The sequence below is a fragment of the Salinivibrio costicola subsp. alcaliphilus genome, from assembly GCF_001996185.1.
Taxonomy (GTDB): Bacteria; Pseudomonadota; Gammaproteobacteria; order Enterobacterales; family Vibrionaceae; genus Salinivibrio; species Salinivibrio costicola.
This window is the reverse complement of the sequence record NZ_MUFR01000014.1, coordinates 1-24,027: the sequence shown is the minus strand read 5'-3', so window position 1 is coordinate 24,027 and position 24,027 is coordinate 1. Positions and strand designations below refer to the sequence as shown.

At 49.4% G+C, this 24,027-nt stretch carries 24 protein-coding genes; 17 read left to right on the top strand and 7 right to left on the bottom strand.

Annotated elements, in window-relative coordinates:
• The first annotated feature begins 17 nt into the window (after positions 1-17).
• Positions 18-1,565, top strand: coding sequence for an alanine/glycine:cation symporter family protein (locus BZJ21_RS06450; RefSeq protein ID WP_077461743.1), 1,548 nt, complete (start codon positions 18-20; stop codon positions 1,563-1,565).
• A 92-nt stretch (positions 1,566-1,657) separates the two neighbouring features.
• Here the strand turns inward: BZJ21_RS06450 and BZJ21_RS06445 are convergent, their stop codons facing one another.
• Positions 1,658-2,356, bottom strand: a complete 699-nt coding sequence (locus BZJ21_RS06445; RefSeq protein WP_236719527.1) for an oxidative stress defense protein — start codon at positions 2,354-2,356, stop codon at positions 1,658-1,660.
• A gap of 303 nt (positions 2,357-2,659) precedes the next feature.
• Here BZJ21_RS06445 and BZJ21_RS06440 point away from each other — a divergent pair, with 303 nt between their 5' ends.
• Positions 2,660-3,250: a LysE/ArgO family amino acid transporter gene (locus BZJ21_RS06440; RefSeq protein ID WP_051109689.1), complete on the top strand. Its 591-nt coding sequence runs from the start codon at positions 2,660-2,662 to the stop codon at positions 3,248-3,250.
• A 77-nt stretch (positions 3,251-3,327) separates the two neighbouring features.
• Here BZJ21_RS06440 and mscS read toward each other — a convergent pair whose 3' ends face one another.
• From mscS to BZJ21_RS06415, 5 genes are all read right to left on the bottom strand, one after another.
• Complete coding sequence (gene mscS / locus BZJ21_RS06435; RefSeq protein ID WP_021023331.1) at positions 3,328-4,185, bottom strand: small-conductance mechanosensitive channel MscS; 858 nt, start codon at positions 4,183-4,185, stop codon at positions 3,328-3,330.
• Between the two features lie 185 nt (positions 4,186-4,370).
• Entirely contained in the window at positions 4,371-5,447 is a 1,077-nt protein-coding gene (fbaA, locus tag BZJ21_RS06430) for a class II fructose-bisphosphate aldolase (RefSeq protein WP_021024526.1), read from the bottom strand.
• Positions 5,448-5,601: 154 nt separating this feature from the next.
• Positions 5,602-6,768, bottom strand: a complete 1,167-nt coding sequence (locus BZJ21_RS06425) for a phosphoglycerate kinase (protein ID WP_077461745.1) — start codon at positions 6,766-6,768, stop codon at positions 5,602-5,604.
• Positions 6,769-6,836: 68 nt separating this feature from the next.
• Positions 6,837-7,844, bottom strand: coding sequence for an erythrose-4-phosphate dehydrogenase (epd, locus tag BZJ21_RS06420; RefSeq protein ID WP_077669406.1), 1,008 nt, complete (start codon positions 7,842-7,844; stop codon positions 6,837-6,839).
• A gap of 197 nt (positions 7,845-8,041) precedes the next feature.
• Positions 8,042-10,036, bottom strand: a complete 1,995-nt coding sequence (locus BZJ21_RS06415; RefSeq protein ID WP_077669386.1) for a ligand-gated channel protein — start codon at positions 10,034-10,036, stop codon at positions 8,042-8,044.
• A 168-nt stretch (positions 10,037-10,204) separates the two neighbouring features.
• On the opposite strand from BZJ21_RS06415, the gene BZJ21_RS06410 reads away from it, so the two are divergent.
• From BZJ21_RS06410 to ruvX, 7 genes are all read left to right on the top strand, one after another.
• On the top strand, positions 10,205-11,125 hold the full coding sequence (locus tag BZJ21_RS06410; protein ID WP_077669385.1) for a LysR family transcriptional regulator: 921 nt from the start codon (positions 10,205-10,207) through the stop codon (positions 11,123-11,125).
• Positions 11,126-11,303: 178 nt separating this feature from the next.
• Positions 11,304-12,458, top strand: a complete 1,155-nt coding sequence (gene metK, locus BZJ21_RS06405; RefSeq protein ID WP_077669384.1) for a methionine adenosyltransferase — start codon at positions 11,304-11,306, stop codon at positions 12,456-12,458.
• 72 nt (positions 12,459-12,530) lie between these two features.
• Positions 12,531-13,034 (top strand): SprT family zinc-dependent metalloprotease, encoded by a 504-nt coding sequence (locus tag BZJ21_RS06400; protein WP_021024532.1) that lies wholly within the window; start codon positions 12,531-12,533, stop codon positions 13,032-13,034.
• A 119-nt stretch (positions 13,035-13,153) separates the two neighbouring features.
• Positions 13,154-13,885 (top strand): 16S rRNA (uracil(1498)-N(3))-methyltransferase, encoded by a 732-nt coding sequence (gene rsmE, locus BZJ21_RS06395; RefSeq protein WP_021024533.1) that lies wholly within the window; start codon positions 13,154-13,156, stop codon positions 13,883-13,885.
• A gap of 17 nt (positions 13,886-13,902) precedes the next feature.
• Complete coding sequence (gshB, locus tag BZJ21_RS06390) at positions 13,903-14,847, top strand: glutathione synthase (RefSeq protein WP_077669383.1); 945 nt, start codon at positions 13,903-13,905, stop codon at positions 14,845-14,847.
• Between the two features lie 88 nt (positions 14,848-14,935).
• Entirely contained in the window at positions 14,936-15,502 is a 567-nt protein-coding gene (locus tag BZJ21_RS06385; RefSeq protein ID WP_077669382.1) for a YqgE/AlgH family protein, read from the top strand.
• On the top strand, positions 15,499-15,945 hold the full coding sequence (gene ruvX, locus BZJ21_RS06380; RefSeq protein ID WP_021024536.1) for a Holliday junction resolvase RuvX: 447 nt from the start codon (positions 15,499-15,501) through the stop codon (positions 15,943-15,945). Before BZJ21_RS06385 ends, ruvX begins: the two co-directional genes overlap by 4 nt.
• On the opposite strand, the gene BZJ21_RS06375 is transcribed toward ruvX, so the two are convergent.
• On the bottom strand, positions 15,890-16,927 hold the full coding sequence (locus BZJ21_RS06375) for a type IV pilus twitching motility protein PilT (RefSeq protein ID WP_077646801.1): 1,038 nt from the start codon (positions 16,925-16,927) through the stop codon (positions 15,890-15,892). The two genes, ruvX and BZJ21_RS06375, sit on opposite strands and share 56 nt — an antisense overlap.
• A 23-nt stretch (positions 16,928-16,950) precedes the next feature.
• Between BZJ21_RS06375 and BZJ21_RS16590 the strand changes: the two genes are divergently transcribed.
• The 8 genes from BZJ21_RS16590 (at position 16,951) to rsmC (ending at position 23,704) form a co-directional block, all read left to right on the top strand.
• On the top strand, positions 16,951-17,652 hold the full coding sequence (locus BZJ21_RS16590; protein ID WP_021024538.1) for a YggS family pyridoxal phosphate-dependent enzyme: 702 nt from the start codon (positions 16,951-16,953) through the stop codon (positions 17,650-17,652).
• Between the two features lie 42 nt (positions 17,653-17,694).
• A complete protein-coding gene (gene proC / locus BZJ21_RS16585; RefSeq protein WP_077773864.1) occupies positions 17,695-18,513 on the top strand; it encodes a pyrroline-5-carboxylate reductase in 819 nt (272 codons plus the stop codon).
• Between the two features lie 16 nt (positions 18,514-18,529).
• Positions 18,530-19,084: a YggT family protein gene (locus tag BZJ21_RS06365; protein ID WP_077461754.1), complete on the top strand. Its 555-nt coding sequence runs from the start codon at positions 18,530-18,532 to the stop codon at positions 19,082-19,084.
• Positions 19,085-19,231: 147 nt separating this feature from the next.
• Positions 19,232-19,615, top strand: a complete 384-nt coding sequence (locus BZJ21_RS06360; RefSeq protein WP_394329754.1) for a DUF4426 domain-containing protein — start codon at positions 19,232-19,234, stop codon at positions 19,613-19,615.
• A 28-nt stretch (positions 19,616-19,643) separates the two neighbouring features.
• Positions 19,644-20,240: an RdgB/HAM1 family non-canonical purine NTP pyrophosphatase gene (gene rdgB / locus BZJ21_RS06355; RefSeq protein ID WP_077461755.1), complete on the top strand. Its 597-nt coding sequence runs from the start codon at positions 19,644-19,646 to the stop codon at positions 20,238-20,240.
• Positions 20,241-20,243: 3 nt separating this feature from the next.
• Positions 20,244-21,395 (top strand): radical SAM family heme chaperone HemW, encoded by a 1,152-nt coding sequence (gene hemW / locus BZJ21_RS06350; RefSeq protein ID WP_077461756.1) that lies wholly within the window; start codon positions 20,244-20,246, stop codon positions 21,393-21,395.
• A gap of 90 nt (positions 21,396-21,485) precedes the next feature.
• Positions 21,486-22,571, top strand: coding sequence for an AI-2E family transporter (locus BZJ21_RS06345; protein ID WP_077669381.1), 1,086 nt, complete (start codon positions 21,486-21,488; stop codon positions 22,569-22,571).
• A 107-nt stretch (positions 22,572-22,678) separates the two neighbouring features.
• Complete coding sequence (rsmC, locus tag BZJ21_RS06340; RefSeq protein WP_077669380.1) at positions 22,679-23,704, top strand: 16S rRNA (guanine(1207)-N(2))-methyltransferase RsmC; 1,026 nt, start codon at positions 22,679-22,681, stop codon at positions 23,702-23,704.
• Positions 23,705-24,027 lie beyond the last annotated feature (323 nt).

Sequence of the window (24,027 nt, the reverse complement as noted above, 5' to 3'; positions counted from 1 at the left end):
AGTAGAAGGAACTCACTATGCAATCGTTTGTCGATTTCTTAAATAGCATCATATGGAGCCCAGTGCTGATCTACACCTGCCTAGGTGCAGGACTGTTCTACTCCATATTGACACGTTTTGTGCAAGTCCGTCATTTCTCCGAGATGTGGCGACTACTTTTTTCTGGGAAAAGTTCGGAAAAAGGGATCTCTTCATTCCAAGCGCTCGCCGTTTCCCTTTCTGGTCGTGTCGGTACCGGTAATATTGCCGGTGTGGCAGCAGCGATCGGTTTTGGCGGTCCAGGCGCTGTTTTTTGGATGTGGGTTGTTGCCTTCTTAGGGGCAGCAACGGCATTCACCGAGTCAACCCTCGCGCAGATTTATAAAGAAGAAGACAACGGTGAGTTCCGCGGTGGGCCAGCGTATTATATTGAAAAAGCGATGGGGCAAAAATGGTATGCCATTCTTTTTGCACTCGCGACACTCCTCGCGTGTGGCGTCATGTTGCCGGGCGTACAGTCGAATGCCATTGGTAATGCCGTTGAAACCGCCTTTGGCTCAGGTGCTATGGTTGATACCGCCATGTTTGGCGCACTCGAGGTGTCTAAAATCATCACCGGCGCCTTTATTTCTGTCGTACTGGGTTTCATTATTTTTGGTGGTGTGAAGCGTATCGCCCACTTTACCCAGATCGTCGTGCCATTTATGGCGCTGGCGTACATTATTATCGCCTTCGTCATCATTTTGCTCAACATCAGCGAAGTACCTACCGTGTTTGCCATGATTGTTGGCGATGCCTTCACACCAATGGCCGGTGCCGGCGCAGCAATCGGTTGGGGGGTGAAACGTGGGGTTTACTCTAACGAAGCCGGTCAGGGAACAGGCCCTCATGCTGCCGCTGCTGCGAACGTTGAGCACCCAGCTCAGCAAGGTTTGGTGCAGTCGTTCTCCGTGTATATTGATACGCTATTGGTCTGTTCAGCCACCGCATTTATGATCATCATTACCGGTGCTTACAATGTGCACGGTGCCGGTGACGCCTTTATCGTGCAAAACTTAGCTTCATCGGTGGCAGCCAATAGCCCTGAGTTTACTCAGCTTGCCATTGAAGCGGCGATGCCTGGACTGGGCAAACCCTTTATCGCGTTTGCACTTTTCTTCTTCGCCTTTACTACCATTCTTGCCTACTACTACATTGCGGAAACCAACATTGCGTACCTACGTCGCACGTTTAAAGTGCCTGGTATGATGTTTGTACTGAAACTGGTGCTGATGTCCGCGGTATTCTATGGTTGTGTTCGTAGTGCTAACCTCGCTTGGGCATTTGGTGACGCTGGCGTTGGCTTAATGGCTTGGCTCAACATTGTCGGTATCATCATCATCTTCTTCATGTCCAAACCAGCGATGAAGGCGTTGAAAGACTATGAAGAGCAGCAAGCCCAAGGGGTTGAAACTTACACCTTTGATCCCGTCAAACTAGGAATCAAAAATGCTGACTACTGGGAGCAGCGCTTAGCGCGTCGCAATGGTACTCAGGACAGCCAAGCAACAGATGCGGATGGAAAGCCGATTAATCCAACCGCGTAATCCATCCTAAAGCGATAAAATACAGGGCGCCTTAGAGGGCGCCCTGTTTTATGGATATAGCGGTAATGCTGTGCACATTACGTATTACACGCTTAGTCTTCTAAACGAAAAATAATATCGACTTGATCGCGTATCTGCATAGTCGCATCCTGATAGGTTGCTGCCACTTCAGCACTGTCACTCCGCATTTGTGCGTTCATCATCACCGGGCGCGGATGACTTGAGCGGTAGCGAACTTGCCAAACGCCATCAATGCGCATCCCCAGGCTTTTAGCCAAGGAATCTGCTTTATCTTTTGCGTCGTTAACAGCAGCCTCGCGCGCCTTGTCTTTAAGCGCCAACTGTTCGCTACTGGTTAGCTGTACCTGTCGGATACGGTTGATCCCCTCGCCCAACGCACCATCTAGCACTGCATTCAATTTGTCTAGCTGATTTAGCGTCACCGTCACCTGTCGTTCGGCACGATAACCTATCAGTTCAGGCGCTTTGTCTTTTGTATGTTGATAACGTGGAGATAGCTGGATATGGGCGCTCTCTATCTGATCACGTTTCACACCTTGTTTTGCCAGCCGTTCGATAAAAGCAGCAACCGCTTTATCTGATGCGCTTTTTGCTGCTTTGGCGGTTTTTCGCTCAGTGACCACGCCAACATCAATATTGGCCATATCAGGCGCTGCCGTGATTTCCCCAACACCTGTGATCTCTAAATGAGGAAAATCGATGTTGGCCATCACCGCCGGGGAAATAACCAACGCGCCGGTGAGCCATATTATTGCTTTAAACTTACGCATCATCTCTCCTTTTATGGATTCAAATTATCATGAGGTTACAGGTCAGACTCTTTTATCAGCGAAAGACTCCCTCGCTTAGGTCAAGTTTATGTTAAAACCCGCTCAACGCCATTTATTACTCGGCACAAGCCTGTGTGTGATCGGCAATTTCTCTTCCTGCTCCCGTATCCGTTACATGATGAAAAAAATTCGATTCCCTTTCCGGGTCGCTCTGCTTAAAGTGAGGGGAATGACACGAGATAAAAGGAATAAACCGTGAGCAGTTTTTTAGTTGCACTTCAAGGCTTAGGATTAAGTCTCACCATGATTATCCCCATTGGCGCGCAAAACGCCTATGTGATTAACCAAGGGATAAGCCGTGAACACCATATGATCACTGCATCCATTTGCTTTGTCTGCGATATTGTCTTGATCTCGACAGGTATCTTCGGTGGAGGCGCTTTATTAGCGAGCTATCCTTTATTGCTGAATACGATAACTATCGCTGGCATCGCGTTTCTCAGTGTGTATGCGTGGCAGTTTATACAAAGTGCGCGTCAGCAACATCAGGAAGACGACTTAACAGTACCGAGCATGAGCCGCGGGCGCCGAGCAGTGATCATTGGTGCGCTTGCGGTGACCTTGCTTAACCCGCATGTTTACCTTGATACCGTGGTGGTGTTAGGGGCGATTGGCGGCCAGTTTGCATTCGATGAGCGAATTGCCTTTACGATCGGCGCGCTGATGGGGTCATGTTTATGGTTTTATGGCTTATCCGCAGGGGCTGCCCGCTTATCGCCTTGGCTGTCGACGCCATCGATACGTCGATTACTCGACCTGTTAATGGCCAGTATGATGATCTTTGTTGCCGGCAAACTGGCGTTCGGTCTTTATGCACGCTTGCTCGCCAGTTAAGCCATGGGAATGGATGCGGCACACTTACCGCACCCATACCAGTGAAAACCAATAGACTGCTCAAATCAATAGACTGCTTACGCTTGGCTCTCACCGCGCTCGAAATGAACACTCATTTGCGGGAAAGGGATTTCAATACCGTTTGCGTCCAGCGCTTCTTTGATGGTCGGCAGGAGCTCAAAATACACACTCCAGTAATCTTCTGTTTTCACCCAAGGTCGAACGACGAAGTTCACCGATGAGTCGGCCAATGTCATCACCGCCACATTAGGCTCAGGATCTTTTAGAATAAGCGGATGCTGCGTCACAATATCGGTTAACACCGCTTTGGTTTTCTTCAAATCCGCGCTGTACGCCACACCAATGGTTAAATCAATGCGACGTGTCGCATGCTTAGAATAGTTAGTGATAGGGCTGCTGATCACTGAACCATTCGGCACCACCACCATTTTGTTGTCAGGGGTAGTCAGCACGGTAGAGAAAATTTGTATCGACTCGACAGAGCCTGCAACACCTGCCAGCTCGACATAATCCCCTGATTTAAAGGGGCGAAACATCACAATCAAGACGCCAGCGGCAAAGTTAGCTAACGATCCTTGTAAGGCCAAACCGACGGCTAAACCAGCAGCACCAAGAATCGCAATCACAGAAGCGGTTTGTACGCCAACACGGCTGAGTGCCGCAATCAGCACGATGATAAAAAGCAAGTATCGAACCAAGCCATGGATGAACTCAACCACCGCATTGTCCATATTACGCTTGCGCATCACTCCCGCCATGGAATTGGCGAGCCCTTTTACCACCATGTTACCGATCACTAAAATCAATAATGCTGAGACAATATTGACCCCATATTGAATCAATAAATCTTGGTTGTTGGTGAGCCATGTTTGTGCCCACTTCGCCCCTTCTACCACCGTGTTCTCTTCACTCATTCCTTTTTCCCTCTATGATTGGAATAAATCATAACCTAATAGTAACAGGCTTTTACCCTCCGCTGTCTATCTTCGCGTCTTCGTTCAGTGAACGCGGCATCACCATATATAAAAAAAAAAAAAAAAAAAAAAAAGCCCGCCAAATATGGCGGGCTCATGTCTTCTTGTGCTATCAGTACTGTAACTTACAGTACGTCAACCGCGTTAAGATCTTTAAAGGCTTGCTCAAGACGTGCAACCATTGATTCTTGACCTTTACGCAACCATACGCGTGGATCGTAGAATTTTTTGTTTGGCTGATCATCACCTTTCGGGTTACCGATTTGGCTTTGCAGATAACCTTCGTTGTCTTGATAATACTGACGGATACCATCCCATGTTGCCCACTGGGTATCGGTATCGATGTTCATTTTGATCACGCCATAGCCAATAGACTCTTGAATCTGCGCTTCTGAAGAGCCCGAACCGCCATGGAAGACGAAGTTTAGGCCATTGGTCGGTAGACCAAATTTCTCTGAGCAGTAAGCTTGTGATTCACGTAGGATTTCTGGCTTAAGTACCACGTTACCTGGCTTATAAACACCGTGAACGTTACCGAATGAAGCGGCAATGGTGAAGCGAGGGCTTACAGCAGACAGTTTTTCGTATGCGTACGCCACTTCTTCTGGCTTGGTGTAAAGGTCAGCGGTATCAACATCGCTGTTATCCACGCCGTCTTCTTCACCACCAGTAATGCCCAGTTCGATTTCCAGCGTCATGCCCATTTTGTCCATGCGCGCCAGGTATTCGGCACAGATTTCCATGTTCTCTTCCAGTGACTCTTCAGAAAGATCAATCATGTGAGAAGAGAACAGTGGCTTGCCGTGTTCTTTAAAGAAAGCTTCACCGGCATCAAGCAGACCGTCGATCCACGGTAGCAGTTTTTTCGCTGCGTGGTCAGTATGCATAATCACTGGCACACCATACACTTCAGCCATCGCGTGAACGTATTTCGCACCGGCAACAGCGCCTTTAATTTGCGCTTCTTGACCGTCTAGCTTCAGGCCTTTGCCTGGGAAGAAGCCTGCACCACCGTTAGAGAATTGAATAACCACTGGCGCTTTTACTTTCGCCGCAGCTTCCATTACAGCGTTGATAGAGTCAGTGTTTACCACGTTAACCGCTGGCAACGCGAACTTGTTCTCTTTAGCAACTTCAAATACTTTCTGAACATCATCGCCAGAGATAACGCCAGGTTTTACAAAATCAAAAACTTTAGACATGGCTCTTGTCCTATTAAATCGGGTTGTCTTTGCTGAACTGAGTAAAGATGCGCATCGGCACCCTTATCAATACGGTGCAATCGTTTACGACTCGGCCTATTGTAGTCAAACGAAAGCAAAAACGGGAGACATCACTCCCGTTTTATCGTCGGATTTATGCGTCTTTCGCACGCGCTTCCAGCATTTCTACCGCTGGAAGTGGTTTGCCTTCAACAAACTCAAGGAAGGCGCCGCCGCCGGTTGAGATGTAAGACACATCGGCTTTAATGCCAAATTTATCAATTGCAGCCAAGGTATCACCACCGCCTGCAACCGAGAAGCCTTCAGACTCAGCGATTGCTTTTGAAATCCCAGCGGTACCCGCTTCAAAGTTTTTAAACTCGAAAACACCCACTGGGCCATTCCAAAGAATGGTTTTGGCATTTTTCAAAATGTCAGCCAGTGCTTGGGTAGATTCTGGCCCTAGGTCGAAGATCATGTCATCGTCTTGCACGTCTTCAACACGCTTGATTTCAGCCTCTGCATTTTCATCAAACGCTTTGGCACACGCAACGTCGGTCGCAACAGGAATATGGCACTCTTCCATCAAAGATTTCGCCGTATCCACCAAATCTGCTTCATAAAGCGATTTGCCCACATTGTGGCCGTCCGCCGCAATAAAGGTGTTGGCAATACCACCACCGACAACCAGTTGGTCTGCAACGGTAGACAGTGATTTCAAAACGGTCAGTTTGGTCGACACTTTTGACCCACCCACAATCGCCACCATTGGGCGAGCAGGGTTATCCATTGCTTTACCAAGCGCGTCGAGTTCGTTCGCCAGTAATGGTCCGGCACATGCGATCGGTGCATGCGTGCCCACACCATGGGTTGATGCTTGCGCGCGGTGCGCAGTACCAAAGGCGTCCATCACAAAAATATCGCACAGTGCGGCGTACTTTTTAGACAGTGCTTCGTCGTTCTTCTTCTCGCCTTTATTAAAGCGAACGTTTTCTAGCACGACGAGCTCACCGGCGTTCAGTTCAAGACCGTCTAAGTAATCTTTAGCCAGGCTAACGTTGCAGTCTAGCGCGTCGTCAAGATAGTTCACGACAGGTTGCAGTGAGTATTGGTCTTCAGGTTGTCCTTCTTCAGGACGCCCCAAGTGAGAGGTCACCATCACTTTCGCGCCGGCTTCCAAGCAGTGTTTGATGGTAGGCAATGACGCCAAAATACGTGCGTCAGAGGTAACTTTACCGTCTTTTACCGGCACGTTCAGATCCGCACGGATAAAGACACGCTTTCCGGCAAGATCTAAGTCGGTCATCTTAATTACAGACATAGGGTCCTCTCTATAAGGTTGCAAATTGAAACTGACTTAATCAGGGCGACCCCCTTGCGTTAACGCGCTCATTGCGCCATCGCCAAGGTGGTATCCAACATTCGGTTGGCAAAGCCCCACTCGTTGTCGCACCAAACCAACGTTTTTATCAGCTGATGATTACTCACCCGCGTTTGCGACCCATCGACAATGGCACTGTGTGAGTCGTGGTTGAAGTCTATCGACACCAAGGGCGCTTCGGTATAATCCAGTATACCGTCTAATGTACATCGAGATGCGGTTTGCAGAGCTTGATTTACGTCATTAACTTTCACTTTAGTACGTACAGTGACACTTAAATCCATAGCTGTCACGTTTATCGTCGGCACACGCACAGAAATCGCTTCGAACTTGTCAGAAAATTTCGGAAAAATCCTACCGATCCCAACATGTAATTTGGTATCGACAGGAATGATAGACTGGCTAGCCGCGCGTGTACGACGAAGATCGGAATGGTAGGCATCGATCACCTGCTGATCATTCATTGAAGAGTGAATGGTGGTGATGGTGCCAGACTCAATACCAAAGTGCTCATCCAGCGCTTTGATCACCGGCACAATGCAGTTTGTGGTACAAGATCCATTGGAGACAATACGATCGTCTGTCGTCAATGCCTCGTGATTGACGCCATATATCACGGTTCGGTCGACATCTTGGCTCGCAGGGTGTGAAAACAAGACTTTTTTAGCGCCAGCGGCAATGTGTGCTTCGCCGTCTTCACGGGTACCAAATTTGCCCGTACAGTCTAAGACAATATCGACATCAAGATCACGCCAAGGTAACAGTTGTAATTCCGGTAAGTGAAGAAGGCGAATGCTGTCGGTGGCGACAAACAAATGTTCTTGATTGTAAGAAACAGGCCAACCGAATCGACCGTGGCTCGAGTCATACTGGAGCAGATGCGCCATCGCTTCCGGCTCGGCGAGTTCATTAATCGCCACCACTTGAATGCGATCGTGCTTACCGCTCTCGTACAGGGCACGCAATACGCTGCGCCCTATGCGGCCAAATCCATTAATTGCGACTCTGAGTGCCATGTCCATCGGTGCTTGTTTGACGATGGTACACAGTGTATCTCAAGCACGTAAAAGACGCACGTATTGTGTGAGTCTTCTCACGCGAGTTGAGAACAAAACGTAGTAAAAAAACGCCCGTCCGGTAAAAGTCCGAGACGGGCGTGGCAGTGTGATGGCGGCTGCAATCGATGCAGCAAAGGCCATCCTTTTATTGTGACTTAGAAGCTGATATTCATGCCTAACCAATATCGGCGTTCATCACTGATATAGCCGTAATCCTCATAGTCACGTTCTTTGTCCAATAGATTATAAACCGCACCTTGAAGCTCAATGGCGTCGCTGAGCTGATAGTTCATCCCAGCGTCTACCAAGGTGTAGCTCGGCTCTATATTGCTTCGAGAGGATGGGCCTTTGACAGGATCCATTTCTTCGCCACGGTAGGTCGCGCTGACCCAAGGGCTCAACCGCTCGGTGGCTTGCCAGTTTACTTCGCCATACGCGAGCTGCTGAGGAATTTGATTCAGAGGTTGACCTTTATACGCACCGGTCTTCTGCTCCGAATCGGTGTAGGTATAACTGGCGCTTACATCGAGCGTCTCCGTGACAGGCACGAATATGCTCGCTTCAACCCCCTGAGTAACCGCTTCATCAACGTTAATCCGAGTAGTGGACGGTTTAGTTTTTGTCACTTTCTTATCGTCTTGGTCTTTGCCTGTATAAACAGTAGGTGGACAAGTTGACGCGGGACAAGTCACACGGGTGATCTTATCTTTAAAGTCATTATGGAATGCTGTTAACGAGCCACTGACTCCGGTGTCGCCTTGATAGTTAATACTCACTTCTGAGTTCACAGACGTTTCAGGTTCCAGGTCGGCGTTACCATAGATATTACCGCCACGACTCACTTGCGCCCAATTCGGCGCAATTTCTCGCAGTTGTGGTGAACGGAATCCGGTCGCGACCCCACCCTTCACTATCCAGCTATCGGTGAGCTGATAAACACCATACAGGCGTGGACTGGCGTGATAATCATAGTTTTCATCATGATCAACACGTAGGCCTAGCGTCACGCTAAATGGGTCAATCACTCGCCATTCATCCTCCACAAACAAGGCGGCCTGAGTATTGTCAATTTCAGTTTGGCTCGATGCTTGATTAGAGGAAAAGTCTTCCAGTTCGGCATGGGTCACCGAGCCGCCAACCGTCAAAGTGTGTGTGTCAAAATCACGGATCAGACGGGTTTTAAACTCGGTGTTGTTAATCGTCATCTCACGACTTTTATTGCGGCTTTGCTCGTGCTGTAGGTGTGAGTCTGACCAGCCCCACGTCCAATGCCCTTCATGGCCGAGCGCTACCGATTGTCGCCGATATTCATTATTGCTGTTTTCACATTTGTTGCCTCGACACTGGCTATCATCGGTCGGCACGGTTTTACCCATTTGTCCATTGCGCTCTTGCGAGCTCGCGCCTAAGTCCAGGGTCCATTGTTGAAAATCGCTGGCATCATAGGTCAACGAGGTTGATAGGCTGCGTAAAGATTTATCCTCGTAACCGAAAGTAATGTCGTCTTCTTGACGTTGAACCGTTTGGCCCGATACCTTCATACCCAGCTTATCGCTTAGGGCGCCAGAAAGGTAAAAGTTGGCACTTTGTTCATCGCCTGATGCGCGTTTTTCTTGTAATAACGTACTCAGCTGCACATTACCGTGCCACTCTTGCTGGTTACGACGCGTAATAATGTTAATCACCCCACCAATGGCATCAGAGCCATACAATGTCGACATCGGCCCGCGAATCACCTCAATACGCTCAATCGCTTGCAAAGGCGGCAGCCAACCTTGCTCAATGCCGGGTCCGTCGCTATTTGGGCGTGTTTCACGACTGGTGGTACGCTTTCCATCCACCAGCATCAGGGTATATTTTGACCCCATACCGCGAATGCTTATATCCGTGGTATCGCCACCGCCTGTCACGACCACGCCAGGGATGCGTTTTAGGGCATCCGTGACATCTCGATAATAACGACCTTCTAGTTGGTCACGGCTAATCACACTGATACTTGCTGGCGCCTTTGCTGTGGCTTGCTCAAATCCTGAGGCCGTGATGACCATGGTTTCAGTATTTTGATCGACCGCTTCAGCCGCATGAATGGCACTTAAGGGGATACCGGCTAATACCATCCCAAGTACGCAGGGACGAAGACAACTGGACATAATCAACTCCATTCTGTGATAATGATTATCGTTTGTTAACTGATAATTATTCACATCTAAGTCAGGACAACTAGTGGCAAAACAGGAACACTTCGTTCCAGTGATAGAACGACGTCATAGTCACCAAACGACAGGTGTGGACTTTCAACGGAATCAAAAAGGACGATTATGCAGGACTTCTCCTCTATTCGTGCATTTGTTGCTTTATGCCAACATCAAAGCCTAACGGCGGCCGCGAAAGCACTGGGACAGCCCAAATCAACTCTCAGTCGTCGTTTAGCGCAGCTCGAGACAGATATGGGGCAGTCACTGACACAACGGCAAGGAAACCGGCTAGTGTTAACCAAAGCAGGCGAGATATTTTCCCGTTACTGCCAACAAATGCTCGATTTGGTCGAGGAAAGTGAAGAAGCGATCCAAGGGTTAAATAATCACCTTCAAGGGCCAATTGACGTGATTTGCCACCCAGGCATGATGCGTGGATGGGCAGGGCCATCGATTAATGCCTTTTTAGCGCAACACCCCAAGGTTTCCATTACATTAACGAGTGACGTTAGCCCACCGCGTATCCAGTCTGCGGATCTGATTATTTGGGCGGGCGATATGATACTGCCGATGAACTGTCGGGCTCATAAGCTAGGCACTTGGCAATATGGTATTTATGCTGCACCACACTACGTGGCACAACACGGCCCTTTTATGCATCCAAGCGCTTTGGACGGCCATCCATGGCTGGATGTTTTTGCCCTTCGGCGGCAAGGGTTGACGCTCCATAATCACGATAAAACCTATCATTTAAGCGCCATGCCTAGCCGTTTCAATTGCGACATGATAGCGATCCAGTTAGATGCGATTGCAAATGGACAAGGTGTCGGACTTCTGCCGACTTGGAGTGCAGCTGGCTATCAGAAACACCACCCTGATAAAATTATACGGTGTTTAGCGCAATGGCACTCAGCGCCGGTTCCATTGCATCTTTATTGCAGTGCTGGCCGCCTTCCTCTGCGTGTCGAGTCACTCAAACATTGGCTGCAAGAAGCGGCTCCAACCGGCTGGCAACCCGCAAGTTCGCCTCAAGCCGTCACCTAGAACAATACGATACGACTCGCCTTTGCTATACCTAGAGAGGTCCCCTGATGCATTAACTGACTTGCGTTTATCGTATTTGCGAATAAAATAGACGTCTAGAAGTTAAAACATCTGAGATGTTCGGCGAGACAACTCGCTACGTATCGTCGGTATTCTTGATAACCAATGAGAGTGTCACATGGCTAAGCACCTGTTTACCTCAGAGTCCGTCTCTGAAGGCCATCCTGATAAAATCGCCGATCAGATTTCTGATGCGGTCTTGGATGCCATTCTTGAGCAAGATCCCAAAGCGCGCGTTGCCTGCGAAACCTATGTGAAGACCGGAATGGTCATGGTAGGCGGGGAAGTGACGACCTCAGCCTGGGTTGATATTGAAGAGCTCACTCGCCAAACGGTATGCGATATTGGTTACGTCCATTCCGATATGGGTTTTGATGCCAATTCTTGTGCAGTATTGAACACCATTGGCAAGCAATCGCCTGATATAAACCAAGGCGTTGACCGCGCTGATCCCAAAGATCAAGGTGCCGGCGATCAAGGGATTATGTTTGGTTTTGCCACCAATGAAACCAATGTACTGATGCCAGCCCCTATTACTTACTCACACCGTTTGGTTGAGCGCCAAGCGCAAGTGCGTAAAGATGGCACCTTAGATTGGCTACGTCCTGATGCAAAAAGCCAGGTCACTTTCGCCTACGACAACGGCAAGATTGCGGGCATTGACGCCGTGGTGCTGTCAACACAGCATTGCGACAGCATTTCAACCGACGATCTCCGCGAAGCGGTCATGGAAGAAATTATCAAACCGGTTCTGCCTGCAGAATGGCTCACCAAAGAGACCAAATTCTTTATTAATCCAACGGGTCGCTTTGTGATTGGTGGCCCGATGGGAGACTGTGGTTTAACCGGCCGTAAAATTATCGTGGATACCTACGGTGGCGCAGCCCGTCACGGTGGCGGGGCATTCTCAGGCAAAGATCCATCAAAAGTGGATCGTTCTGCCGCCTACGCCGCACGTTATGTAGCGAAAAACATCGTCGCAGCTGGCCTTGCTGACCGCTGTGAGATTCAATTGTCGTACGCCATTGGTGTGGCCGAGCCAACGTCTATCATGGTCGAAACCTTTGGCACTGAAAAAGTGGCGCCAGAGGTGATTATTAAAGCTGTTCGTGAGCACTTCGATCTACGTCCGTATGGCCTACAAGAAATGCTCGACTTACTGCAACCTATTTATAAGCAAACTGCTGCGTATGGCCATTTTGGTCGTGAAATTTTCCCATGGGAGAAAACCGACAAAGCAGACCTATTGCGTGAATTTGCCAAGCTTGGTTAATCTGGCCTGATTCGCTTTTTACAAAGGGAAGCGTTCGCTTCCCTTTTTTGATCGCAGTGTGAGTCGACACCTATGCCTTCTCTTTCTAACACCTTGATACAGTCGGTCACCGACCAGGTTCACGCCTGTATTGATCGTGCCAACCGGCAACTAGATCGCCAACTGATTTATCCAACAATTGGCTTTACGTTACGAGGGCGCGCCGCAGGCACCGCGCATCCGACAGAATGGCGATTACGGTTTAATCCGGTATTGCTCCAGCAGCACGCCGACGCTTTTTTTCATGAGGTGATCCCGCATGAAGTCTGTCATTTAGTCACGTTCGCGCTGCATGGGCGTGTCAAACCTCATGGTCCGGAATGGCGCGACCTAATGACTAACTTGTTTCATGTTCCAGCAAACACGACCCACCAGCTTGATATCACAGCGGTGCAAGGGAAAACCTTCTCGTACCAATGCCGTTGTGGGCCAGTGGCCTTAACGATACGCCGTCATCATAAAGTTCTGCGCGGCCAAGCAACCTATCGGTGCAAACAGTGCCAACAGATACTGACGCCGGTCAGCGAAAAACATTAGCTATTTGCTTTTCCGTTCACCGTCCCCATATTATTGACACGTTCCCGATTAACACATCACCTATTGCCACCGGTAGCCATGTTACACTGGAGGCTGATTGATAATGGAAAGCGAACACCATGCGAATTCCTCGAATTTATCACCCGGCGCCTTTACCGTCTCAAGGCACGGTGACCTTAAGCGATGAAGCGGCGAATCACCTAGGCCGCGTATTAAGAATGCAAGCAGAGCAACCAATTCTGCTTTTTGATGGTTCTGGGGCACAATTTCCAGCGACCTTGACGCAAATCAGTAAGAAACACGTCACCGCAACCATCTCAGCCCGCGAAGAGGTCGGTGTTGAATCGCCACTAGATTTTGAACTGGGACAGGTTATTTCTCGTGGTGAGAAAATGGAATTTACCGTACAAAAATCGGTTGAGTTAGGGGTAAATACCATTACGCCACTTTTATCGGCGCGATGTGGGGTCAAGATCAATGCTGATCGACTGGAGAAAAAACGCCAACAATGGCAAAAAATAGCCATTGGCGCGTGCGAACAAAGTGGGCGCAATATCGTCCCCACCGTGAATCCCGTGATCAACCTAGACACTTGGTGCCAACAGGCATTTGATGGACTGAAACTCAACCTTCATCCTCGTGCACCGTATTCCCTCAATACACTTCCTCAAGCCCCTTCTAAGCTACGTTTGCTGATTGGGCCAGAAGGCGGATTGTCAGAAGAAGAAATAGCGATGACACGTGATCGTGGTTTTGAAGAAATTTTATTGGGCCCTCGGGTCTTACGCACAGAAACGGCAGCGCTGACAGCCATTACCGCGCTACAAGTCCGTTTTGGCGACCTGGGTTAACGGCAAACAGGAGAGACATGATGAAAATAGGTGTAGTGATGGATCCCATTGAGGCCATCAGTGTAAAAAAAGACTCCACGTTTGCCATGATGTTGGCGGCACAACAACGCGGCTGGGAAATACATACTATTTCGATGAATGATATGTCGATGCTGCAGGGTGAACCGAGTGCTCGCACCCAAACAGTGAGTGTCATGGATGATCCTAACAATTGGTATCAAGTACACCAAACACAAACCCTACCGCTGCGCGCGTTTGATGCGATCTTGATGCGAAAAGATCCCCCCTTTGATACCGAGTATATCTATGCGACCTACATGCTAGAGCGCGCAGAAGAAGCCGGTGTTTTAATTGTGAACAAACCGCAAAGCCTCCGTGACTGTAACGAGAAACTCTATACCGCTTGGTTCCCTGAACACACACCCACCACCTTAGTGACACGACGTGCCGACGAGATTCGTGCATTCCAAGCCCAGCACGGTGATGTTATTTTGAAGCCACTCGATGGCATGGGAGGCGCCTCTATTTTCCGGGTCAAACAAGGTGATTCGAATATTGGTGTGATCATTGAGACCCTTACTGAGCATGGCCAACGTTTTTGCATGGCACAAACCTTCGTCCCTGACATCAGCAATGGTGATAAGCGCATATTAATTGTTGACGGCGAACCGGTGCCCTACTGTTTGGCCCGCATTCCAGCAGAAGGTGAAACGCGCGGTAATCTCGCCGCCGGTGGCCGTGGTGAAGCACGTCCTTTATCGGAGACGGATTGGGCAATTGCACGTGCAATCGCACCGACATTGAGAGAAAAAGGGCTGATCTTCGTTGGACTCGATGTGATCGGCGATAAGCTCACAGAAATCAATGTCACCAGTCCGACCTGTATTCGTGAAATTGACGCCGCGTATGATATTTCCGTAGGCGACATCTTGATGGAAGCGATCGCCCAACGCTGCCAATAAAAAATGAGGCGCATAGCGCCTCTATGATTGTCTAAATACACATTTTTTGCGCATACTCAACGTAAGCGTACGAACAGGAGACGGCGATATGGATCTGAAAAATCATTTTTTAATCGCAATGCCGAGCATGGCCGATAGCCGTTTTCAACAGGGTGTTATCTACGTGTGTGAGCATAATCATGACGGCGCCATGGGGTTAATGATCAATCACCCTATCAACCTGTCCGTGGGTAAAATGCTGGACCAAATTGAGATAGAGCGCGACGTGCCGCTTTCCAAAACAACCGAAAGTCTGACCCAATCCGTTTTATTTGGCGGGCCGGTGTCTGAAGATCGAGGATTTGTGCTGCATCCTGCCAATTGTTCGTATGGCACCAGTGTGCCCGTATCAGATCAATTAGCCGTGACCACCTCAAAAGATATCTTGTCGATTCTCGGGACCGAGCAACAGCCAGAGCAATTTTTGGTGGCCTTAGGTTATGCAGGCTGGGAGGCCGGACAGCTTGAACAAGAGTTAGCCGAAAATAGTTGGCTCACACTGGAGGCCGATCCTAGCGTAATTTTTGATACCCCTGTTCACCAACGTTGGCAAAAAGCGCTCGACCAACTCGGCATTGACGCCGCCAACCTTTCTTCACAAGTAGGACACGCATGAACGCACAAACCGTGATGGGTTTTGATTACGGGGTAAAAAGCATTGGCGTTGCCATCGGTCAGTCGTTAACCGGCACCGCTCGCCCTTTATGCGCTTTGAAAGCGCGCGATGGTATTCCTAACTGGGATGACATTGATGCCCTATTAAAAGAATGGCAACCTGATTATTTAGTGGTTGGGCTGCCATTAGATTTACAAGGTGAACCTCTCGATACCATTACACCCAGAGCGAAAAAATTTGCCAATCGCTTACATGGGCGCTTTGGTTTTCCGGTCTCGTTACATGATGAGCGCCTATCAACACGCGAAGCCCGCGCAGCACTTTTTGAACAAGGCGGCTACAAAGCCTTAGGTAAGGGAGCTGTTGACGCTCAGTCAGCCGTTGTGATTATTGAAAGCTGGTTTGAGCGCCAATATGCTGAGCCGTTTCACGCCTCGGAATAACCCCTTGGTCGGTCAGCCGTGTTATCGCCTGCTCCATAGTTTGCATCCCCTGGGCGACGCCTGTTTGCATCATGGAGGTCATCTGCGCCACCTTGTCTTCACGGATAAGGTTAGCAATCGCAGGGGTGGCTTTCATAATTTCATACGCAGCGACCCGTCGGCCCTGGGTGTTTTTGACGAGCTGCTGCGATACTACCGCCTGCAAAGAGGCAGACAACATAGAGCGAACCAAGGGCTTATCACTCCCTGGAAACACATCGATAATCCGGTCAACGCTTTTCGCCGCACTCGCGGTATGTAACGTGGCAAAGACTAAATGACCAGTTTCTGCGGCCGTCAATGCTAAGCTTATTGTCTCTAAGTCTCGTAGCTCGCCGACCAGAATCACATCTGGATCCTCCCGTAAGGCCGAACGCAGCGCCTGCTGAAAGGATTGCGTATCACGATTCACTTCCCGCTGATTCACTAAACTTTGTTGCGGCGAGTGAATGAACTCGATCGGATCTTCAATAGTAAGAATATGCTTTTGTTGATGACGATTAATATGATCAACCATCGCTGCCAACGTCGTTGATTTGCCCGATCCCGTCGGCCCAGTCACGAGTACCAGCCCCTGAGTGAGCGACGCGAGCTCTGTTAAGACAGAAGGCGCGTTTAACGCTTCCAAGGTTGGCAGCGCTTCTGGGATAACCCGGAACACCGCCGCGCACCCATGTTGCTGATGAAAAGCGTTCACCCGAAACCGGCCAACCGAGGCCAGCTCAAACGAAAAATCCACCTCCCATTCGGTTACAAACGTTTGGCGTTGTTCGGGATTCATCACAGCGATAATCAATTGCTCGACCGCTTGATGATTGAGCGCAGGTAGACTGAGCTTGCGCACATCGCCATCTACCCGCACCATTGGCGGCACGCCCGCAGAAAGATGTAGATCTGACGCACGATGCTTTACACTAAAGGCCAATAGCTCAGTAATTTCCATTCATTTTCCTCATAGAATCAGGTATGTGTAATATTAAGCAGAATATTGAACAGGTCAGGGAACAAATAGACCTCGCCACCCAAAAATGCGGCCGACCCGATCATTCGGTGCAGTTGCTTGCGGTGAGTAAAACAAAACCCGTCGAGGCGATCGCAGAGGCCGTGGCCGCAGGTCAAACCGCATTTGGCGAAAACTACGTGCAGGAAGGCGTTGAAAAAGTGGAGCACTTTGCCACACATGCCCCAAACACAAAGATTGAATGGCACTTTATTGGTCCAATTCAGTCGAACAAAACGCGCTTGATCGCCAGCCACTTTGATTGGGTCCACTCAGTCGATCGGTTAAAAATTGCTAAACGTCTGAGTGAGCAACGTCCCGCGCATTTGCCGCCACTCAACGTTTTAGTACAAGTGAATACCAGCGGTGAGGCGTCTAAATCAGGCATAACACTGGATGAAGCCATGGATTTGATTGAATCAATGCGGGCTTTACCCAACCTCACCGTGCGAGGATTCATGTCGATCCCTCAACCGGAAACAGATTATCAGCGCCAATGTGCCGCGTTTGAGCCTTTAGCGACCGCGTTTGATTCGCTCCACGCACATACGCCGACTATTGATACCTTATCGATGGGTATGAGCGGTGATATGGCAGCTGCCATTGCATGTGGCAGTACCATGGTAAGAATCGGCACCGCCGTTTTTGGTGCACGTGATTATCGCTAACGACACCGACACAGAATGATCAGAACAACAGGAACCGAATACATGGAACATCGCCCTCTCACCTTTATTGGGGCTGGCAACATGGCTCGATCCATCATTGCCGGACTCGTGGATGCAGGATATCCCGCCTCAGCCATTACAGCCGCGTCACCCAGCGCGCATCCTAACGATGTGCTGACAACGCAATACGGGATCCAAACCACCACAAACAACCTTCTTGCTTGCCAACAAGCGGAAGTGATCGTTTTAGCGGTAAAACCCCAATTAATGGCAAAAGTATTAAGCGACTTGCCAGCGGTCGATTGGTCGTCGAAAATGGTGATCTCAATAGCCGCTGGCATCAATGTTGCCCGTCTTAATCAAATGGCTGGTACGTCACTTAATCTGGTGCGCGTGATGCCGAATACGCCTTCGCTGGTGGGTAAAGGCATGAGCGGCCTGTACGCATCACCGGGTGTGACGACGGGTGATCAAGACTATGCCTCCGCGCTGATGAAAGCGGTGGGTGAAGTCTGCTGGGTCGAGAATGAGGCGAGTATCAATGGTGTGATTGCGGCTGCAGGTAGTGCGCCGGCCTATTTTTTCCGCTTTATGGAAGCCATGCAGCAAGAAGCCATTCGCCAAGGTTTTACTGACCAGCAAGCAAGGGCGTTGGTACAACAAGCCGCACTGGGAGCGGCAGAAATGGTGGCCGCGAACCCAGACACCACGCTTGGAGAACTACGCGAGCAGGTGACTTCAAAAGGAGGAACCACCGCAGAAGCGTTGCAAGTATTCGAGCAGCACAATATTAGCGACATAGTCGCACAGGCCATGCAAGCGGCGGTGAGCCGTGCTGAGCAAATGGAACAAGAATTTTAATCACTAAGGCGACGATATGAATGCAATGACCTTTCTGATCAACACCGCGTTTGATCTTTACATCATGGTGGTGTTACTCCGTATATGGCTACAATGGTCTCGGGCCGATTTTTATAACCCGTTCTCTCAATTTGTGGTGAAGGCGACCCAGCCTGTTGTGGGTCCACTGCGCCGGATGGTTCCCGCGCTCGGTGGATTAGATCTCGCGACCGTACTCTTTGCTTATCTGCTGATGGTCGCTAAATTTGTGGCACTGGATTTAGTCGCCGGCAATCCATTAGCAATGAGTTCAGGAATGTTCCTGTTTTCTGCCATTGCGCTGCTTAAAGCAGCCGGTAAACTGCTGTTTTGGGTGCTGATCCTACGTGCCATTCTCAGCTGGGTAAGCCAAGGCAATAACCCTGTAGAGCAAGTGTTCCATCAATTAACCGAACCGGTTTGCGCCCCAGTGCGTCGCATCCTCCCTCCTATCGGTGGACTGGATCTCAGTATTTTGGTGATCTTTATCGGTCTGCAATTTATCAATATGTTAATTGGCGATATGGTCGGCCCAGTTTGGTACGCCCTATAAGGGATATGCGCCTCACCCTGACAAGGATCGGGCTGAGGCGCTCGTGCGTACTGGTTTCGGTATGCTCATGCGATCACAACAAGGAAAGATTATGCGTAACCTCATTGCTTTGATGATTAGCCTCTGTGGCATAGTCATGACCCCAGCTTGGGCGGGCAGTTTAAAGAAATCGGCGAATTAGAGGTGCACTACAACACCTTATCAACGACGTTTTTAACCCCTGACATCGCCAAGCAATATGATATTACCCGCAGCGGCTATCGCGGGTTGGTTAATATCGCGGTTCTCGACACCATGCAGCTTGGAAAACCGGCGATTGCCGCCAAGGTCCAAGGCCAAGTCAAAAACTTGGTGGGTAACAGTCGAGAGCTAGATTTTACCGAGATCCGCGAAGGCGACGCGATTTATTACATTGCGACCTTTGCCGCTGATGATGAGGAAACCTATCAATTCCAGATTGATCTCAACGCAGCGGGCAATCGCAGTGCCTCCTTCGACTACAATTACACGTTTTACGTCGATACCCCTTAACAGGGTGACAAACACATAGGTAACCGACATGAATAAAGTTGTGCTGGCAACCGGCAATGCAGGCAAAGTAAAAGAAATGGCCGGGCTACTCGGCGAATTTGGTTTTGAGGTTCTGCCGCAAAGTGATTTTGCGGTGACAGAAGCTGACGAAACAGGGACCACTTTTATTGAAAATGCCATCATTAAAGCCCGCCACGCGGCGAAACTGACCGGGCTTCCAGCCATCGCCGATGATTCAGGCCTTGAGGTGGATGCGCTAAAAGGCGCACCTGGCGTCTATTCAGCTCGCTATGCTGGCGATGACGCCAATGATGCCGATAATGTCGCCAAGCTACTCGACGCAATGCATGATACTGATACCCATGCACGCCAAGCACGTTTTCATTGCGTATTGGTGTACATGCGCCACGCGAATGATCCGACGCCATTGGTCTGTCATGGCGTTTGGGAAGGTCAAATTGCCCATGCACCACAAGGTGACAACGGCTTTGGCTACGATCCAGTATTTTTGCCCCATGATCAGCAATGCACCGCTGCCGAAATGCCTGCGTCAGAGAAAAAACAACGCTCACATCGCGGTCAAGCCCTCAACGCCCTATTTCAAGCCTTAAAAGCGTCGCAATAACCCATGATCCCATTAAGTTTGTATGTACACATCCCGTGGTGTGTACAAAAATGCCCGTATTGTGACTTTAACTCACACACGCAAAAAGGCGCGATCCCAGAAGACGATTATATCGATGCGTTGCTCGACGATCTCGACACCGACCTGGCCGCTTATCCCTCAATAGTCACGCGTCCACTGCACTCTATTTTTATCGGTGGCGGCACACCCAGCCTGATGTCGCCCGCTCAGATTGAGCGTTTGCTCGCCGGGATCAATGCGCGACTGACCCCGAGTAACAATATGGAAGTCACCATGGAGGCCAACCCGGGCACCGTCGAGGCGGATAAATTTATTGGCTATCGCCAAGCGGGCGTGACTCGTATATCCATTGGCGTACAAAGCTTTTCTGCCGATAAGCTTACCCGGCTAGGCCGTATTCATGGCCCTGGTGAGGCAGAACGGGCAGCTCACCTTGCCCACCAAGCGAGACTGACGAGTTTTAATCTCGATCTAATGCATGGTTTGCCCGATCAATCCGAACAAGAAGCACTCAGCGATTTGGAGCAAGCCATTGCACTGAAGCCGCCGCATATTTCTTGGTATCAACTGACTATCGAGCCTAATACTCAGTTTTACTCTAAGCCGCCCACCCTGCCAGAAGAAGACACCTTGTGGGACATCTTTGATCAAGGCCATCAACGACTGACCGATGCGGGATATGTGCAGTATGAGACCTCCGCCTATAGCCTGCCAGGCCACCAATGTGCACATAACCTCAACTACTGGCGTTTTGGGGATTATTTGGGAATTGGCTGCGGCGCACATGGCAAACTGACCTTGTTAGAGCATGACCAACCTCGTTTACTTCGTACCGTCAAAGTGAAACACCCACGTGGCTACCTCGATCCAGACAAAGCCTACCTCACCGACAGCCAGTGGGTAAAACATACCGATCTTGCGTTTGAGTTTTTTATGAACCGTTTTCGCTTGCTCGAGCCCTGCCCCAAAGCTGATTTTGTCAGTCACACTGGGCTACCGCTGTCACATCTCGCCGCGCCTATCTCTCAAGCTTCTGAGCAAGGCTTAATCACAGAAACAAGCACCCATTGGCAAATCACGCCAAAAGGTAAATTATTTCTCAATGATCTGCTGGCCATTTTTTTAGCTGACTAATGCAACAAACGATGTGTTAAGGTGCCTATAAATTAGGCGCCGTTACATAAGGCGAGCCCAGTCATTCAACAAGCTAAAAAGGATATCTCTGTGACTCCGTCATTTCGCGTCGAGTCCAAGCATTGGACCTTAATTGCGGCCCTTATTATCGCCGTTTACGCCTGTTACCTTTTGATCGAGCCCTATATTGGTGCGATTGTGCTCGCCTTTATCGTGTCGTTGCTGTTCTTCCCCGTCCATAAACGCATCGAAGAAAAGATTGGTCAGCGACCCAATACTGCATCGGTCTTATCTTGCATTCTGATCACCTTTATCATCTTTATTCCACTCACTGTCGTGGCGGGTGCGATCATCGATCAAGGTGTGAGCTTTTTCACTCGTAGCTATGAATGGCTCAATAACGGCGGGGCCAGGCAACTGATCAATAACCCGCAGACACAATCAGCCTTACACTTTGTCAATCAGTGGCTACCGTTTGATGTCATCGACCCTCAAGAGACGGTTAAAAAACTGGCCGCGTGGATGTCCTCTTTTAGCGGTCAAATGCTTGAGTTCAGCTCTGGGGTACTGGGCGATGTCACTAACTTTTTTATCACCTTTATGCTGATGTTATTTGTGCTGTTCTTTTTACTGCGCGATCACGACAACATTATCCAAACACTGCGTCATGTTATCCCTTTGTCACGCAGCCAAGAAGACCAACTGCTTGATGAAGTGGAGAAAGTCGCCAAATCGGCTGTCCTCGGTTCATTCCTCACTGCTTTAGCACAAGGTGCTGCAGGCGGCTTAGCGATGTGGGCAGTAGGCTTACCGGCCCTTTTTTGGGGCACCATGATGGCCTTTGCCTCTTTTATTCCTGTGGTAGGGACAGCACTTATCTGGTTACCAACAGTGCTATATCTCGCAGTGATCGGTGACTGGCAGTGGGCGCTCGCGCTTTTAGTATGGAGCGTTGTGGTTGTGGGCTCCATTGATAATCTGCTTCGCCCTTTTTTGATGCAGGGAAACTCTGGCATGAACACCCTGCTTATCTTTTTCTCATTGTTGGGCGGTTTGCACCTCTTTGGCTTAATGGGATTAATTTACGGTCCGATTATTTTCTCATTAACATTGGTGTTATTCCGGATGTATGAGCTCGAGTTTGCACACTTCCTTGATCGCCAAGACAACGCCTAACCCGTTAAAGATTGGCCTGGTGCGTGCTTTGTGGGAAAATTCGACTCCCGACGCGCCAGGTTATTTCGGTGCGCTTTATTACCGTCGATAATGCAAAGAGAACAATCATGACCCTCACGGCCCCCAGTGAAATTGCTCAGCGTCACCTTCCGTTGTTTGATAATAAACACCTGCTGTTGGCAGGAGAGCTCGAAGATGACTTTGTCCAACAATTATCGCAACGTGCCGCAAGCGTCACTGTCTTTACGACGCATCACGGTTTCGCCACACGCCAGAAAAAAGCGTCGATTACTGTTCATGCAGGCGCGACGCTCGATATCGATCATCCCATCGATCTGGTCTTATTTTATTGGCCTAAAGCAAAAGCAGAAGCTGATTACTTACTCGCAATGTTGACACACGCATTGGGGAAAGAGGTTGATTGGATGGTAGTGGGTGAAAACCGTAGTGGCATCAAAAGCATTGAAAAACGCTTCGCTCCCTACGGGTCTATTAGCAAATACGATGCTGCGCGGCGCTGCAGTATGTATTACGGCACCTGCCACACCCCTGCGAGCTCTTTTTCGTTGGAAGCGTGGTTTACTGACTACCCATTAACCCTCGGCGAGACGTCACTGACCATTCGTGCGTTACCCGGCGTATTTAGCCAAAAAAGTTTAGATGACGGTACCGAGTTGTTGCTTCATCATCTTCCGTCGATCAAAGGAAACGTATTAGACGTAGGTTGCGGCGCAGGCGTGATAGGTAGCTATATCCTTGCTACTTATCCTGATTGCCAAGTGACGCTTGTGGATGTTAATTACCTCGCCATTGCATCAAGCAAAGCCACACTTGCCGCCAACGGCTTAGATGGGCAAGTTTTACCTTCAGATATGCTTGATGGTGTTGAGGCGACATTTAATACTATCATTAGTAACCCCCCTTTCCATGATGGACTGGATACCCGCTACTCACCAACCGAGTCTTTGTTACGTAACGTCCCCTCTCACCTCTCCAAAGGTGGCCAGCTCATTGTGGTGGCCAATAGTTTCTTACGCTATCCGCCGATAATCAAAGACAGTCTCGGACAGTGTGAATCGATCGCCAAGACTCGACGCTTCGCGGTCTATCACGCATATAAAACACGTGAGTAAGATCAGAGCAACGGGTTACCTTTAGCAGCTTTATTATCACCGCATTTATCATCACTAAAGTCTGCATTGAAGACTCATTACAACAAAAAGCCCTGACCGTCAGGCCAGGGCTTTATTGGTTTTTCATCAAAGATTAAAGATACAAAAAACCCCGACCGTTAGGTCAGGGCTTCGTATTTCACTCATCAAAGTCTTACATATCATTGCTTTGATGCTTAAATTTTTGCTAACTAAAGCCTAATACTAAGCGCTAATTAGATTATCTTGTTTGATGCGATGAGGATTTTGAATCGAGACGCGCAGTGTATGCCAATACATGAGCA

Bases quoted from the DNA above. Each gene is read 5' to 3' on its own strand.
- BZJ21_RS06450 (WP_077461743.1), top strand. From the start codon at position 18: ATGCAATCGTTTGTCGATTTCTTAAATAGCATCATATGGAGCCCAGTG.
- BZJ21_RS06445 (WP_236719527.1), bottom strand. From the start codon at position 2,356: ATGCGTAAGTTTAAAGCAATAATATGGCTCACCGGCGCGTTGGTTATT.
- BZJ21_RS06440 (WP_051109689.1), top strand. From the start codon at position 2,660: ATGATTATCCCCATTGGCGCGCAAAACGCCTATGTGATTAACCAAGGG.
- mscS (WP_021023331.1), bottom strand. From the start codon at position 4,185: ATGAGTGAAGAGAACACGGTGGTAGAAGGGGCGAAGTGGGCACAAACA.
- fbaA (WP_021024526.1), bottom strand. From the start codon at position 5,447: ATGTCTAAAGTTTTTGATTTTGTAAAACCTGGCGTTATCTCTGGCGAT.
- BZJ21_RS06425 (WP_077461745.1), bottom strand. From the start codon at position 6,768: ATGTCTGTAATTAAGATGACCGACTTAGATCTTGCCGGAAAGCGTGTC.
- epd (WP_077669406.1), bottom strand. From the start codon at position 7,844: ATGGCACTCAGAGTCGCAATTAATGGATTTGGCCGCATAGGGCGCAGC.
- BZJ21_RS06415 (WP_077669386.1), bottom strand. From the start codon at position 10,036: ATGTCCAGTTGTCTTCGTCCCTGCGTACTTGGGATGGTATTAGCCGGT.
- BZJ21_RS06410 (WP_077669385.1), top strand. From the start codon at position 10,205: ATGCAGGACTTCTCCTCTATTCGTGCATTTGTTGCTTTATGCCAACAT.
- metK (WP_077669384.1), top strand. From the start codon at position 11,304: ATGGCTAAGCACCTGTTTACCTCAGAGTCCGTCTCTGAAGGCCATCCT.
- BZJ21_RS06400 (WP_021024532.1), top strand. From the start codon at position 12,531: ATGCCTTCTCTTTCTAACACCTTGATACAGTCGGTCACCGACCAGGTT.
- rsmE (WP_021024533.1), top strand. From the start codon at position 13,154: ATGCGAATTCCTCGAATTTATCACCCGGCGCCTTTACCGTCTCAAGGC.
- gshB (WP_077669383.1), top strand. From the start codon at position 13,903: ATGATGAAAATAGGTGTAGTGATGGATCCCATTGAGGCCATCAGTGTA.
- BZJ21_RS06385 (WP_077669382.1), top strand. From the start codon at position 14,936: ATGGATCTGAAAAATCATTTTTTAATCGCAATGCCGAGCATGGCCGAT.
- ruvX (WP_021024536.1), top strand. From the start codon at position 15,499: ATGAACGCACAAACCGTGATGGGTTTTGATTACGGGGTAAAAAGCATT.
- BZJ21_RS06375 (WP_077646801.1), bottom strand. From the start codon at position 16,927: ATGGAAATTACTGAGCTATTGGCCTTTAGTGTAAAGCATCGTGCGTCA.
- BZJ21_RS16590 (WP_021024538.1), top strand. From the start codon at position 16,951: ATGTGTAATATTAAGCAGAATATTGAACAGGTCAGGGAACAAATAGAC.
- proC (WP_077773864.1), top strand. From the start codon at position 17,695: ATGGAACATCGCCCTCTCACCTTTATTGGGGCTGGCAACATGGCTCGA.
- BZJ21_RS06365 (WP_077461754.1), top strand. From the start codon at position 18,530: ATGAATGCAATGACCTTTCTGATCAACACCGCGTTTGATCTTTACATC.
- rdgB (WP_077461755.1), top strand. From the start codon at position 19,644: ATGAATAAAGTTGTGCTGGCAACCGGCAATGCAGGCAAAGTAAAAGAA.
- hemW (WP_077461756.1), top strand. From the start codon at position 20,244: ATGATCCCATTAAGTTTGTATGTACACATCCCGTGGTGTGTACAAAAA.
- rsmC (WP_077669380.1), top strand. From the start codon at position 22,679: ATGACCCTCACGGCCCCCAGTGAAATTGCTCAGCGTCACCTTCCGTTG.